The sequence below is a fragment of the Photorhabdus machadonis genome, assembly GCF_052657765.1.
In genome coordinates, this window is sequence record NZ_CP199761.1 from 2,357,088 (window position 1) to 2,370,544 (window position 13,457).

Consider the following 13,457-nt stretch of genomic DNA (forward strand, 5'->3'; position numbering starts at 1 on the left):
GAAGCCCTCAAGGCGGTTGCATTTAATAAATTAAGATAGAATGCTGACAATTCTAGCAGCCTAAGCAAACGTTTGCGAGACTCTTGTTCAGGATCTCAGTTATCAGAGAGAAGGCGTGCGTTTGATTAAAATCAACAGATTGGTAGTGGTGTTATGGTTAAAAGGCGGTATAATCTGGCGATTTTTTTGTCTGCCGGCGACTTGACATACAGTAGGAGAAGTCCATGAAGATCGTTGAGGTGAACCACCCACTTGTTAAACATAAACTCGGCCTGATGCGAGCGAATGATATCAGCACCAAACGCTTTCGTGAACTGGCCGCAGAAGTCGGAAGCCTTTTGACTTATGAAGCAACCGCTGATTTAGAAACTGAAAAGGTGACTATTGATGGCTGGTGTGGCCCGGTAGCTGTTGAGCAGATTAAAGGTAAGAAAATAACCGTTGTGCCTATTCTGCGTGCGGGATTGGGTATGATGGATGGCGTATTGGAGAACGTACCAAGTGCCCGGATCAGTGTCGTAGGTGTGTATCGTGATGAAGAAACGTTAGAACCGGTCCCTTATTTCCAGAAACTTGCTTCCAATATTGGTGAACGTATGGCGTTGGTGGTTGATCCCATGCTGGCGACCGGCGGTTCTATGATTGCAACTATTGATTTACTGAAAAAAGCAGGTTGCCAGTCGATTAAAGTTCTGGTTTTGGTTGCTGCACCTGAAGGTATTGCTGCGCTGGAAAAAGCCCATCCTAATGTAGAACTGTATACCGCTTCTATTGATGAGAGACTCAATGAGCAGGGATACATTGTGCCTGGCCTGGGGGATGCAGGCGATAAAATATTTGGTACAAAATAATAAGTTAGCCGACTTTTAAGTCGGCTTTTTTTGGTGCGTGATGCGATAAGATGAAGAGGATAAATAAATGACCCGTCGCACTATTGGGGTAGATGAGCGGCCTCCACTTTTACAGACCATTCCACTGAGCTTCCAGCATCTTTTTGCTATGTTTGGTGCAACGGTATTGGTGCCGATTCTGTTTAAAGTCAACCCGGCGACGATTCTGCTCTTTAACGGTATCGGTACATTGTTATATCTGATTATCTGTAAGGGAAAAATTCCGGCATATTTGGGATCGAGTTTCGCATTTATTTCGCCGGTTTTATTGTTGTTGCCACTGGGGTATGAATTAGCGTTGGGTGGTTTTATCCTGTGTGGTGTGCTGTTCTGCCTGGTTTCATTGATTATCAAAGTGGCGGGACGAGGCTGGATTAATGTGCTGTTTCCACCTGCGGCAATGGGGGCGATTGTTGCGGTTATCGGGCTGGAGCTTGCAGGTGTTGCGGCTGATATGGCCGGTTTGCGTCCGGCAGAAGGCGCTGATGTTAATCCAACAACCCTGACGATTTCGCTGGTCACGCTGGCGGTAACTATTCTGGGCTCTGTAATGTTCCGTGGATTTCTGGCTATCATTCCGATTCTGATTGGGATGTTAGTGGGTTACGCCCTGGCATTTCTGATGGGGGAGGTTGATTTGACCCCCGTGCGTGAAGCACCGTGGTTTGCATTGCCAACTTTCTACACGCCTCGTTTTGAGTGGTTCGCTATAATGACGATCCTGCCAGCGGCACTGGTTGTCATCGCGGAACATGTTGGTCATTTAGTTGTTACGGCAAATATTGTGAAGAGAGATTTGTTGAAGGAACCCGGTTTGCACCGTTCTATGTTCGCGAATGGTTTTTCAACTGTGATTTCCGGTTTCTTTGGTTCAACCCCTAACACGACTTATGGCGAAAATATTGGTGTGATGGCAATTACCAAAGTTTATAGCACCTGGGTTATTGGTGGCGCTGCGGTATTGGCTATTCTGCTCTCCTGTGTCGGTAAACTGGCGGCAGCAATTCAAGCTGTGCCTGTTCCGGTCATGGGTGGTGTTTCTCTGTTACTTTATGGGGTTATCGGAGCATCGGGTATTCGGGTGCTGATTGATTCCAAAGTGGATTACAATAAAGCACAAAATCTGATTCTAACCTCCGTTATTCTTATTATTGGTGTCAGTGGCGCGAAAATTAATATTGGCGTTGCTGAACTTAAAGGTATGGCGCTGGCAACTGTTGTAGGTATTGGTATGAGTCTGATTTTCCGCTTGATTAGTATTATTCGTCCTGAAGAACAATATATTGAGTCTTCTGTTGAATCTGTTAAGCGTGATAAGTCATTAAAGTAATAAGTTCGATTTATTTCCCTGCTTTGAATGGTTTTCAATATAGTTACGGTTATGTCATTACTTTATGATAATTGAGCCTATTGGAGGAAAAAAGGAGCGAAACGCTCCTTTCTAAATGTTTATCGGACTACGTACCAGTTCTGCTTTTCACTGAGATACCGGACAGTGCCCTCTTGTTCGGATTTCTTTAGGGCGTTGTAAGCAGCTCTCATACGTTCAGCCTTTTTAGCTACAGCTTTTTCGAATTCAAGGCTTTCTTTTTCAGCTTGTTCGTTATGTATGTATGACATAGCCCCTCCCGTTTGGATCTAACTTGTCTGTCATGGTAAAGCCGCTTTGTGTCACAAATCGATTAATATATCGTTTATAGACCCTGTTTAGTCGCTCATCTGTGGCTAGCAAAATGTATCCACTAGGGCTAGCTGCATTATAGTGCTCATTAATCAACCTTTCAACTTCGGACATAATTCCTATCATCTGATGATGGTTATTTGTAGGGTACCTCTCAAATAGCGTGTTATTATCTAAATTGTTTTTTGCATCAAATGAAACTTCAAAGCAACTGCCCCGGTCGAGTCTGTAATTTTCAGGCAAAACGACAGAAGAATCTCCCTTTGAGATAATTTCCATTATAATCAAGGTGTATTCCACGCTAGACACTTCAAAGTCTGAGATATGTGCTTCACCATAGCCGAGGTTTTCTATTTTAAAAGGCATAGATTTTCCCAAAGTTTCAACATGTTGAAACTTTATATTTTCAGTATTCTTCAATCAATTGATTTCATAGCAGTATTATAATGCAGACTTTCCTGTTCAAACTTAACAGGAGAAATAAATGCGTGTTACGCCGCAAAAAAAGAGGTTACAAGGTCAGTTACGATTAAAGGATATCAGTATTAGTCTTTTAGCGGCTAATAACTGATATCTTTTTAATTTTATGCTCGTTCTGGTTTCAGGTTATTCAACCCGGTACAGATTATTCATTGAAATTGCGGCAGATAATCACGATTTATTGCCAATACGTCATCCAAAAGCGGTGAAGCAATATCTACATCGGCAACCAATGGGTTGGTGATCAATGCCCGTAGTGCCGCGTTGCGATCGCCATGAACTGCTGCTTCAATCGTCAAACGCTCGAAGGTTTTTATCTGTTGGGTCAGAGAGTACATACTGTCAGGCAGGCGGCCAAATGTCAGCGGGTGGGCACCCTCTGCATTAATGATACAGTTGGTTTCAATAACGGCATCGTCCGGCAGGCCACGGATAGCACCGCGGTTAGGGGTATTAACCACCAGTTGGCTGTCAAGATTGTTGTGAATCGCGCACATCAGATCCAGTGCAACTTCAGAATAGAATGAACCACCGCGGAAACTGAGCTGTTCTGGTTTGTGAGCAAGGTTTGGATCGGCATACAGTTCAAACAGCTCCTGTTCTACTTTCATGACTTGCTCTGCCCGTGTGCCTTGTTTGGCAGCGGCTTCACGCTCTTCCTGCAACATGCTGCGGGTCTGATAGAAGTAACGGTGATAAGGGCAGGGGATGGCAGCTAATGCGCTGAGTAATGGCGGGGGCCAAGGAGATTCTTTAATGTTATTCATGGTTAATGCTACACCGTTGCATAACATATCAAGTACCCGATGTGTTTCATCCTGCCCTGAAACCAGTACCTGGTGTACCCAAACCATATGATTAAGCCCTGCAAAACGTAATTGCACATCTTGATAAGGGTGTTGCAGCATATTGGCAATCATATGGTGCATGGTGACTGGAACATTACACAGGCCGATTATTTTTGCCTGGCTGTAACGAGAAACCGCTTCGGTGACGATCCCTGCCGGGTTAGTGAAGTTAACAATCCATGCCTCTGGCGCAAGTTGTTCAACTTTGCGGGCGATATCCAGTAAAACCGGAATGGTACGTAATGCCTTGGCAAATCCGCCTACGCCCGTTGTTTCCTGACCGATTAAGCCATATTTCAGCCCCAGACGCTCGTCCATAGCACGTGCAGGAAGCTGACCAACACGTAATTGAGTCAAAATGAAACTGGCACCGCGGATCGCATTATCCGGTGTGAAATGTACGCTGACGGTAACGTGCTCCAGGCCATGACGGGCTAACATCCGGCGGGTAAGTGCGGCGATAATTTCTACTTTTTGTTTTCCACCATCAATATCAACCAATGCCAGTTCAGAGAGTGGAATGTTTTTGCTGCGTTGAATGAGTCCTTCTACCAATTCAGGTGTGTAGCTGCTACCGCCGCCAATAACGGCTATTTTGATCTGTTTCATATTTTTTCCTCTCGCAATGGTATTCGGCGATAGAGTTCAATCATATCACCGGCAAGATCCTGAATAACCATCGCGTTCATTAGATGATCTTGTGCATGTATAGTGATCAGATTGACCGGCAATTTACCGCCGCCTTCATCCAACCCGATTAGCGTGGTTTGAATGGTGTGCGCCTCTTTGATCGCTTGTTGGGATTCTGCCATCAGGGTTTGTGAGGTTTGAAAGTCACCGTTTCTGGCATGTTGTAATGCCATCAGCGCATGGCTGCGTGCGCTCCCGGCATGAACCAGCAGTTCGACAATAGTTTGTTCTAAATCCATGTGTAAATCCTCCAAAGATTATGGCTAAGATTGAGTTTCTACGCTGGTGGATATCGTGTCTTCTTGCTGCTTATTTTCTTCATTGATTAATTGCTTTTCATAAACTTTGAAGAAGGGATACCAGATAAAGAGATCAATTATCACGAGCACGATAACCAGCACTGCTGCACGGTAATCCCAGGCGGCGGAAAGCATTGCACCGAATGGAGCCGGTGTGGTCCAGGGAGAGATAGCGACCATTTTATGCACCAGATCAAGATGCAGGGTGCTGTAGGACAGTACGGCATTAACTAATGGCACAACCAGTAGTGGAATTAATAGAGTTGGATTCATAACAATCGGCGAGCCAAATAACAGGGGTTCGTTAATATTGAACATGGCCGGAACGACACTCAGTTTTCCGATAGTACGCAAGTGTATAGAACGACTGCGCAGGTAAAGAATAGCCAGAACCAGTGTGGAACCGGAGCCACCAATACAGATATAAAATGACCAGTAAGGATCAGTGAGAATTTGGGTTGCAGCGGCCCCTTGAGCCATTAATGCCGCATTGGTGGCAATATTGGCCATAAAGATGGGGCTTAGTAGGGCAGTGATAAGATTGGCACCGTGAATACCGGCAAACCACAGTAGATTGGCAATCAGCAGCGCCAGCATAATGGCAGGCAGAGTGTCACCGACAGAAATGAGGGGTTGGAACATCTGCATGATGGCGGCGGGAATGAGCAGATTGAATTCACTTTGCAAGAGCAAACTGATCGGGTAAACCGTCAGCAGGATACCGATGACCGGATACAGAAGTTCAAAAGAACGGGCAATCGCCGGTGGTACTTGTGCTGGCATACGGATGGTGATGTTGTATTTTTTTAATAAACGCGTCAGCTCAACTGACCAGATAGCGCAAATCAATGAGGTGAATACACCTGCTCCTCCGAGAAAATCGAGTGCGATTTTGTTTTCCATTTGCGGTGCTGCCGCTAATAGAAATGCCATTAGTGACAGTAAAGCAGAAGTTAACCCATCCAGGCTGTAGGATTTAGCCAGGCTATAGGCCGTGCCGACTGAAACAAATACGCTCATTAATCCCATAGTCATAAAGTAAGGCATGGTGATGGTGCCCCAGTAAGTTTTAGCAAAGGACAACCAAGCCTGACCGAATGAGGATGAAGTTTGTGCATCAAATGGTGGATTTGCCACAATTAACATGATACTGCCGATGAGCAAAAATGGCATGGCTGAGATAAAGCCGTCACGTATCGCACTAATATGTCGCTGGTTACCGATTCGTCCAGCAAGCGGGACAATATGGCTTTCTACGATGCGCATGAAAGAAGTATAGAGGCTCATGGTGCACTCCGCGTGATGATGAACTTGATTATTCCAACAGTCTTAATGCCTTATCGAGAACTTTGTCACCACGAAGAGCGCCGTAATCCATCATGTCAATAACATCTATTGGCTTACCGAGTGGTTTGGCGATAGCGGAAAAATGAGCCAACTGATATCTTACCTGCGGACCAAGTAAAACAACGTCGGCATCGGTTATATGATGTTCTAGCGCAGCGGTAGGGACGGCCTTGATCTCAATGTCCAATGCGCGTTTTGTCACTTCTGCCTGCATACGTTGTACCAGCATGCTGGTGGACATACCGGCAGCGCAACACAATAGGATTTTTTTCATCACTCAGCTTCCTGTTTATTATGTCAGTTGATCATGGGGTCGGTGGTAAATGAGAACACACCCACTTCTTATTTAAGATTAGCACTTATGTTAAATTTGTTGCGATTTTGTTGGCATGTTAATCAAAATAGTGTGAGAAATAGCGATAGAATGTGATCTTTATTTGTATTGAACATAGCGTGAAAATGTCAGGCTGTACGGGGCGTTGCAGAGGGATTTCTTATTTCATGAAAATAGTGGGTTGCTCGTTTTTACGCCAATCGGACGTTGATTATTGATCATTTTGTTAATACTCTGCGTATCAGGGTTACTGGCGCAGATAGGCCGGAAACGGTTTATGCTGTGAAACTGGAGTAAAAACTATTACACATTGATCCTTCTGAAAACGGACAAATCTCACCATCTGACAATTCCCTCTTAAATAGCATAAAATGAAAAACGTAGACCTTTCCTGTCTCCGCATTCAGAATATTTCACCGGTGTTTGCAGGTTGTTCTGTATTTATGAAGAAATATTGTGCATTTAAGGAGGAGGCTGAAATGGGTTTAACTTATTGAATCCAAAAAATAGTTTTTTTATTATTTATCTATACAGTTCATTTACAACTATTTTCTGTGATAAACTTGTTTGCGCTTGTTACCTGCTCTGTTTGAGGTGCTTCTGAACACACCATCGCAGCTTTCATTACCTTTATATCTTCCCGATGACGAAACTTTTGCCAGTTTCTTTCCGGGGGAAAACGCCACCCTGTTAGCTGCAATCCAATTGGCCATTAATCAGCCGCATGGCAGCTATATTTATTTTTGGTCCCGTGATAGTGGGGGGAGAAGTCATTTGTTGCATGCTGCATGTGCTGAATTGTCCCTGAAAGACGAAGCTGTGGGCTATGTTCCGCTGGATAAACGTGCCTATTTTATCCCTGAGGTGCTTGATGGTATGGAGCACTTATCACTGGTTTGTATCGATAATATCGAATGTATTGCTGGTGATGACGAGTGGGAAATGGCGATTTTTAATCTTTATAATCGCATTCTGGAAATTGGTCGCACTTGTTTGCTTATCAGTGGTGATCGTCCACCTCGTCAAATTGATCTTAGATTACCTGATTTGGCTTCCCGTCTAGACTGGGGGCAAATTTATAAATTACAACCCCTTTCCGATGATGAGAAATTACAGGCTTTGCAACTGCGTGCAAAATTACGTGGGTTTGAGTTGCCGGAAGATGTGGGACGCTTCTTACTGAAAAGATTAGACAGAGAAATGCGGACGCTGTTTATGACATTGAATCAGTTAGATCATGCTTCGATAGTTGCCCAGCGTAAGCTAACGATTCCATTTGTGAAGGATATTCTGCATCTTTAAAGATGATGGTAATTTTACCATCATCATATCTCTATACCCGTTATCTTTCAAGTTGCCTCTTTGTTGGCTGCACTCGCTCACCCCGGTCACATCGTTATCTATGCTCCCGGGGATTCACTCCCTTGCCGCCGCGATGCATCTTGAAATCTATTGGGTATATATCTATCGGATTAGCCAAGAATTTCTTTTACTTGTTCCGGCGGGCGCCCAAGTCTGGCTTTATCACCACAAACGACAATAGGGCGCTCAATTAGTTTAGGGTTGGCAACCATCACTTTCAGTCGATCGTGTTGCGTGAGTTGTTCATCGGCCAGATTCAACTCTTTGTATAGCTCTTCTTTCGTTCGCATCAACTGGCGCGCATCATGAAAACCAAGCTGTTTTAACAGAACAGATAATTGCTCTACCGTGGGAGGGACCTCCAGATAAAGAATAATCTGCGGCTTAATTCCTTGCCCTTCAATAAGAGCCAAAGTTTCACGGCTTTTGGCGCAGCGGGGGTTATGATAAATGATCACCTGTTGCATAAAAGTTCCTTAACGTTTGTATTGATTGTAACGCTGTTGTAGCTGGCGTAACTGATCGATACGGGCATCATAACGTTCTTGGTCATAACTGCCTAATTTTACTAGTGCGCTGGCACTGCTGAGGTATTTAATGGCATTGTTAAACTGACCAAGAAGTGCCATTTCTTCAGCATACGCCGATAACTCTTCATGGCGTTTTCCTTGTTGGGCGGCGGCTTCCCTCATCAGGTGCCAACCGTTTGGATCATCAGGATTATTGAACGTATAACGGTAGAGCAGCTTTGTAGCCTGCTGGTATTGCTTGGCACGAATGAGTGCGTTTGCCAGATTAATCTGTAAGACCAAATTGTCTTTTTGTTTTTGTAAGGCGTTTTGTAATCGGGTGATCGCCTGAGCTGCTCGGTGCTGTTCAATATCAATATCGGTCATCGTGTCAATAAACCAGAGGTTATCTGGTTGTTTTGCTAATAATGGTTCCAGAATAGCCCGTGCTTCAGCGTATTTTTTATCTTGAGAAAGTAAGATTGCCTGCCCATACGCGGCGGCAAGTTGCTCTTTCGCTGTGCCTTTACGGTAATTTTCTAAAATTTGTTCCAGATAGCCGCGTTGCTCCGTGGTGTACATTCCCATAATACGGATTCTGGCGAACAGAAAATCTTGAGATTGTGGAACATGCTTGGCGGGATATTGGTTAGCACGGTTACGAGCATCAGCAAGGCGGCTGTCAGGTAGTGGGTGAGTCAACAACATCTCTGGTGGTTTAGAACGGTAACGGGTCTGATCTGCCAGGATCTGCATAAAATCCGGCATACCTTGAGGATCAAAACCTGCTTTGCGTAGCGTCTGCATGCCAATGCGGTCAGCTTCCTGCTCGTTGGATTGGGTAAAGCTGATCATACCTTGTTGTATACCGGCAAGCGTTCCGCTAAGTGCTGCCATTCCCGCTTGTGGGTTAGCCATCATCAACAGGATAGAACCCAGCGTACTTGCCCAAGCCAGCGGTGCGGTACGCTGTTGATCTTCCATCATACGTGCCAGATGGCGCTGAGTGACGTGGGAAATTTCATGGGCCATAACGGATGCCAGTTCGCTTTCATTACGGCTATAACGAAAAAGTGCGGCATGGAGTACGACGTTGCCGCCAAAGAAAGCGTAAGCGTTGATATTCGGGTTATTGATCAGATAAAAATGGAAAGGTGTTTTAACTGAATCGGCATTCGCCACCAACCTTTGTCCAAGGGTATTGATATATTGCGTTAATAGTGGGTCATAAATCAGCGGAGCGTTGTCACGCATCTGGCGGACGTAAAAATCGCCCATTGCCAGTTCCTGATTGATGCTCAGGGTTGAACCTGCCGTGGTACCTATATCCGGCAATGAATCTTCAATAGAGGCGCTGAGAACCGGGGGACTCACTAGCAATAATGTACTGATCAATATTGCTGTCAGGGATTGTTTAGACATTATTTTCATAAAACAAAAATGCTCTCATTTAGCCATCGTTTTAGATAATACGTGTATGATGAATAAGGGTACCTTAAAATTAACCTATTAGTACAATTTTTAATAAAAATAGAAACATGAATATTGCTATCAAGGAGCCAGGTCAATGCTGGATATGATTATACAGTGGTATCGCCGTCGGTTTACTGATCCGCAAGTTATTGCGTTGTTCGTCATCCTTCTGGCAGGGTTTTGCATTATTTATTTCTTACATGGCATTTTGACCCCATTACTGGTGGCGATTGTTCTCGCTTATTTATTGGAATGGCCAACTGCCCAACTTGAGAAGTTGGGATGTTCGCGGACAGTGGCTGTTTGTATTGTGCTAATTATTTTTTCCGGGATCAGTTTACTGGTCATTCTGATTGTGGCACCAACGGCATGGCAGCAGGGAATTAATCTGTTGTCAGATATGCCTAATATGCTTAACCGGTTTAATGAATATGCCCAAACATTACCGACCCGTTATCCGGCTTTGGTTGATGCTGGCATCATTGATATGATGGCCGAAAATCTGCGCAGTAAGATTTCAACTGCCGGAGAATCCGTGGTGAAGTTTTCGGTAGCTTCATTGATTGGTTTGCTGACATTGGCTATCTACCTGATTCTTGTGCCATTAATGGCCTTTTTCCTGCTGAAAGATAAAAACCAGATGTTGAAAGCGTTGCAACGGGTTTTACCACGTAACCGCATTTTGGCCGGTCAGGTATGGCGTGAGATGAATCAGCAAATCACTAACTATATCCGTGGTAAAGTCACGGAGATGGTGATAGTTGGTATCTGTACCTACGCGGTATTCGCATTTTTTAGGTTAGATTATTCACTGCTGCTTGCTGTTCTGGTTGGGCTGTCGGTGTTAATTCCTTATGTGGGGGCGGTGATTGTCACTATTCCTGTTATTCTGGTTGCTTTATTTCAATGGGGTGTTGGGACAGATTTCTGGACCTTGATTATTGCTTATCTGGTTATTCAAGGGCTGGATGGTAATTTGCTGGTGCCGATTTTGTTCTCTGAAGCAGTAAATTTGCATCCGCTGGTGATTATTCTTTCTGTGATTACTTTTGGTGGCTTATGGGGATTTTGGGGCATATTCTTTGCTATTCCGTTAGCGACGCTGATTAAAGCCGTTATTCATGCATGGCCGGAGGAGATAGTTATAACAGAAGACGAAGAAATAAAGGAATAAGTTTATTTTTAATATGAAAGTGGCTTTTATATTTATTTCTGGGTTAATGCCGGTTACTTGTTATTAAGATAAGTACGGGATGGGAATGTCTCTCCCGTACTTACCCCAGGTATCTTGAGTTGCTGAATGAATACGATTAATTTTTTAGCGGTTTTTATTAAAGATGCTGTTTCAGATAATCCACCACGATCTGATGGTGATCACTGGTCTTAAATTTATCAAAAACGTGTTCAATATTACCTTTGATATCAATCAGGAAACTGATACGGTGGATACCATCATAGGTTTTACCCATAAACTGTTTCTCGCCCCAAACACCAAATTGTTCAGCAATTTGATGATCCTTATCAGACAACAATGTGAAGTTCAGCATTTCTTTCTCCACAAAGCGTGACAGTTTACTTGGGTTATCGGTACTGATACCCAGCACTTCAACACCTGATTGCTTTAATGTATCCATTTCATCGCGCAGACCACAGGCTTGTACTGTACAGCCAGGAGTCATTGCCTTAGGGTAAAAATAAACTAAAACACGCTGACCTTCGAAATCAGACAAGTTGATTGTTTCTCCATCTTGGTCAGGAAGGCTGAATTGAGGGGCCTTATCGCCGGCTTTCAATGGGCTCATCACGTATTCTCCGTTTAATCTTTCTGCTAAAGTGGTTCAAGAATACTAATATTGCCTTGTGCATTTAGATCTGTACATAGCTTATTAAACGCCTGCTTAATAATTATGCCGTCATCATCTAATAGACTATGAGCGGTGATCTGGATTTGTAGCCGGGCAGGGATATCATCTTCTGGTGGCTGTGTTTTTGATGCCAGTTCAGCAATATTAAAATCCTGTGTGGTAAACAGATTGGTAAACTGCTCAACAATACCGGGTGAATCATCAACATCCACCTTGACGGATACGGTGGAAGGAAATGCTGTATGATCATCACATCTTGTACGTTTCATGACGAGAAGAAGATCCAGTTCGGCCCCTTTCTGTGGCAGTGAGGATTCAATCATGGTGATAGCGTTCCAGCTACCGGAAAGCAGCATAATGAACGTGAATTCCTCACCAAACATCGCTAAACGGCTGTCTTCAATGTTACAACCACATTCACTCACAAGACGCGTGATTGTATTGACGATACCAGGACGGTCAGCGCCTAAAGCGGTTATAACGAGAAAATGTTGTTCTGATTGTGGCAAAGTCACTTTTCCTTCTCTGCTATGGTTTATTTAAGGTAAACACAAAAAGGGTGTACTGCCAAGGTCAATCGTAGCAAAGTTGCTCTATTGTTCTCATTCCCTGCCGTTGAATTTCAATAAATTACTTTAGTTATCACTTCTTTTTGACAGAGGTTATCTGGTATTAACAAAATTCATTGAAATCCTGTGTTAAATAGTTTCCTTCTGTATGACTAAAAAGTACCATTGAACTCTTGTTTGTATAGGGGGGTATGTAATGTCTAGCGGGAGCTTTGAATTTACAGGCAGTATTGTTGCGCTGGTAACACCAATGGATGCGAATGGTCACGTTGATAAGACCAGTTTGAAAAAGTTAATTGATTACCATGTTGCCAGTGGTACATCAGCGATCGTTTCGGTAGGAACAACCGGAGAGTCTGCCACATTGAGTCACGATGAGCACGGTGATGTTGTTTTGACAACGGTGGAACTGGCTGACAGACGCATTCCTGTCATCGCCGGAACAGGCGCAAATGCAACTGCTGAGGCAATATCTCTGACGAAACGTTTTGAAAACAGTGGTGTTGTTGGTTGCCTGACGGTAACGCCTTATTATAATAAGCCATCGCAGGAAGGTTTATATCAGCATTTTAAAACGATCGCTGAACATACTGATTTACCACAAATTCTGTATAATGTGCCCTCCCGTACCGGGTGTGATCTGCTACCGCCAACTGTAGCTCGTTTGGCGAAGATTAAAAATATTGTCGCAATTAAAGAAGCGACAGGGAACTTAAGCCGTGTCAGTCAAATCCAAGAGTTAGTTAATGATGATAACTTCATCTTGTTGAGTGGTGATGATGCAAGTGGGTTGGATTTTATCCAGCTTGGTGGTAAAGGGGTAATTTCTGTGACTGCAAACATTGCGGCGGCTGAGGTGGCTAAATTTTGTAAGTTGGCATTAAGCGGCCAGTTTGCAGAAGCGCGTAAACTGAATAACCGCCTGATGGATTTACACCATCAACTATTTGTTGAACCTAACCCAATTCCAGTCAAATGGGTATGTTACAAACTGGGGCTGATTGCTGATGACACGCTGCGTCTGCCGATGATGCCATTGACAGATGCAGGAAAAGTCTCAGTCGAAAAAGCCTTGAAAACGGCCGGATTACTGTAAAATTTAGGGAATTT

Annotated in this window: 15 protein-coding genes; 5 read left to right on the forward strand and 10 right to left on the reverse strand. The window is 43.9% G+C overall.

The genetic code is table 11. The features are described 5' to 3' along the window. Positions 1-224: 224 nt before the first annotated feature. Together upp and uraA are read left to right on the forward strand one after the other, a co-directional pair. Complete coding sequence (gene upp, locus ACUN2T_RS11240; protein ID WP_445497526.1) at positions 225-851, forward strand: uracil phosphoribosyltransferase; 627 nt, start codon at positions 225-227, stop codon at positions 849-851. Positions 852-918: 67 nt separating this feature from the next. After that, positions 919-2,220: a uracil permease gene (uraA, locus tag ACUN2T_RS11245; protein WP_445497527.1), complete on the forward strand. Its 1,302-nt coding sequence runs from the start codon at positions 919-921 to the stop codon at positions 2,218-2,220. 119 nt (positions 2,221-2,339) lie between these two features. On the opposite strand, the gene ACUN2T_RS11250 is transcribed toward uraA, so the two are convergent. From ACUN2T_RS11250 to ACUN2T_RS11275, 6 genes are all read right to left on the reverse strand, one after another. After that, a complete protein-coding gene (locus ACUN2T_RS11250) occupies positions 2,340-2,510 on the reverse strand; it encodes a hypothetical protein (protein WP_445497528.1) in 171 nt (56 codons plus the stop codon). Beyond that, positions 2,494-2,991: a hypothetical protein gene (locus tag ACUN2T_RS11255; RefSeq protein ID WP_445497529.1), complete on the reverse strand. Its 498-nt coding sequence runs from the start codon at positions 2,989-2,991 to the stop codon at positions 2,494-2,496. The genes ACUN2T_RS11250 and ACUN2T_RS11255 overlap by 17 nt, the downstream gene beginning before the upstream one ends. 209 nt (positions 2,992-3,200) lie before the next feature. Further along, complete coding sequence (locus ACUN2T_RS11260; protein ID WP_445497530.1) at positions 3,201-4,508, reverse strand: 6-phospho-beta-glucosidase; 1,308 nt, start codon at positions 4,506-4,508, stop codon at positions 3,201-3,203. Then, the gene (locus ACUN2T_RS11265) at positions 4,505-4,828 is read right to left on the reverse strand and encodes a PTS lactose/cellobiose transporter subunit IIA (RefSeq protein ID WP_445497531.1); all 324 of its coding nucleotides are present in this window, start codon (positions 4,826-4,828) and stop codon (positions 4,505-4,507) included. The genes ACUN2T_RS11260 and ACUN2T_RS11265 overlap by 4 nt, the downstream gene beginning before the upstream one ends. A gap of 24 nt (positions 4,829-4,852) precedes the next feature. Further along, on the reverse strand, positions 4,853-6,175 hold the full coding sequence (locus tag ACUN2T_RS11270) for a PTS sugar transporter subunit IIC (RefSeq protein ID WP_445497532.1): 1,323 nt from the start codon (positions 6,173-6,175) through the stop codon (positions 4,853-4,855). Between the two features lie 28 nt (positions 6,176-6,203). Then, entirely contained in the window at positions 6,204-6,509 is a 306-nt protein-coding gene (locus ACUN2T_RS11275; RefSeq protein ID WP_445497533.1) for a PTS sugar transporter subunit IIB, read from the reverse strand. A 654-nt stretch (positions 6,510-7,163) separates the two neighbouring features. Here ACUN2T_RS11275 and hda point away from each other — a divergent pair. After that, on the forward strand, positions 7,164-7,871 hold the full coding sequence (hda, locus tag ACUN2T_RS11280) for a DnaA inactivator Hda (protein WP_445497858.1): 708 nt from the start codon (positions 7,164-7,166) through the stop codon (positions 7,869-7,871). 170 nt (positions 7,872-8,041) lie between these two features. On the opposite strand, the gene arsC is transcribed toward hda, so the two are convergent. Beyond that, positions 8,042-8,398, reverse strand: coding sequence for an arsenate reductase (glutaredoxin) (gene arsC / locus ACUN2T_RS11285; protein ID WP_445497534.1), 357 nt, complete (start codon positions 8,396-8,398; stop codon positions 8,042-8,044). A 9-nt stretch (positions 8,399-8,407) separates the two neighbouring features. Further along, a complete protein-coding gene (locus ACUN2T_RS11290) occupies positions 8,408-9,871 on the reverse strand; it encodes a beta-barrel assembly-enhancing protease (RefSeq protein ID WP_445497535.1) in 1,464 nt (487 codons plus the stop codon). Between the two features lie 136 nt (positions 9,872-10,007). Between ACUN2T_RS11290 and ACUN2T_RS11295 the strand changes: the two genes are divergently transcribed. Beyond that, positions 10,008-11,087, forward strand: coding sequence for an AI-2E family transporter (locus tag ACUN2T_RS11295; protein WP_445497536.1), 1,080 nt, complete (start codon positions 10,008-10,010; stop codon positions 11,085-11,087). Between the two features lie 157 nt (positions 11,088-11,244). On the opposite strand, the gene bcp is transcribed toward ACUN2T_RS11295, so the two are convergent. Both bcp and ACUN2T_RS11305 read right to left on the reverse strand, forming a co-directional pair. Further along, on the reverse strand, positions 11,245-11,715 hold the full coding sequence (gene bcp / locus ACUN2T_RS11300; protein WP_445497537.1) for a thioredoxin-dependent thiol peroxidase: 471 nt from the start codon (positions 11,713-11,715) through the stop codon (positions 11,245-11,247). 26 nt (positions 11,716-11,741) lie between these two features. Continuing rightward, complete coding sequence (locus ACUN2T_RS11305) at positions 11,742-12,287, reverse strand: glycine cleavage system transcriptional repressor (RefSeq protein ID WP_445497538.1); 546 nt, start codon at positions 12,285-12,287, stop codon at positions 11,742-11,744. Positions 12,288-12,543: 256 nt separating this feature from the next. Between ACUN2T_RS11305 and dapA the strand changes: the two genes are divergently transcribed. After that, positions 12,544-13,443, forward strand: coding sequence for a 4-hydroxy-tetrahydrodipicolinate synthase (gene dapA / locus ACUN2T_RS11310; RefSeq protein ID WP_445497539.1), 900 nt, complete (start codon positions 12,544-12,546; stop codon positions 13,441-13,443). Positions 13,444-13,457 lie beyond the last annotated feature (14 nt).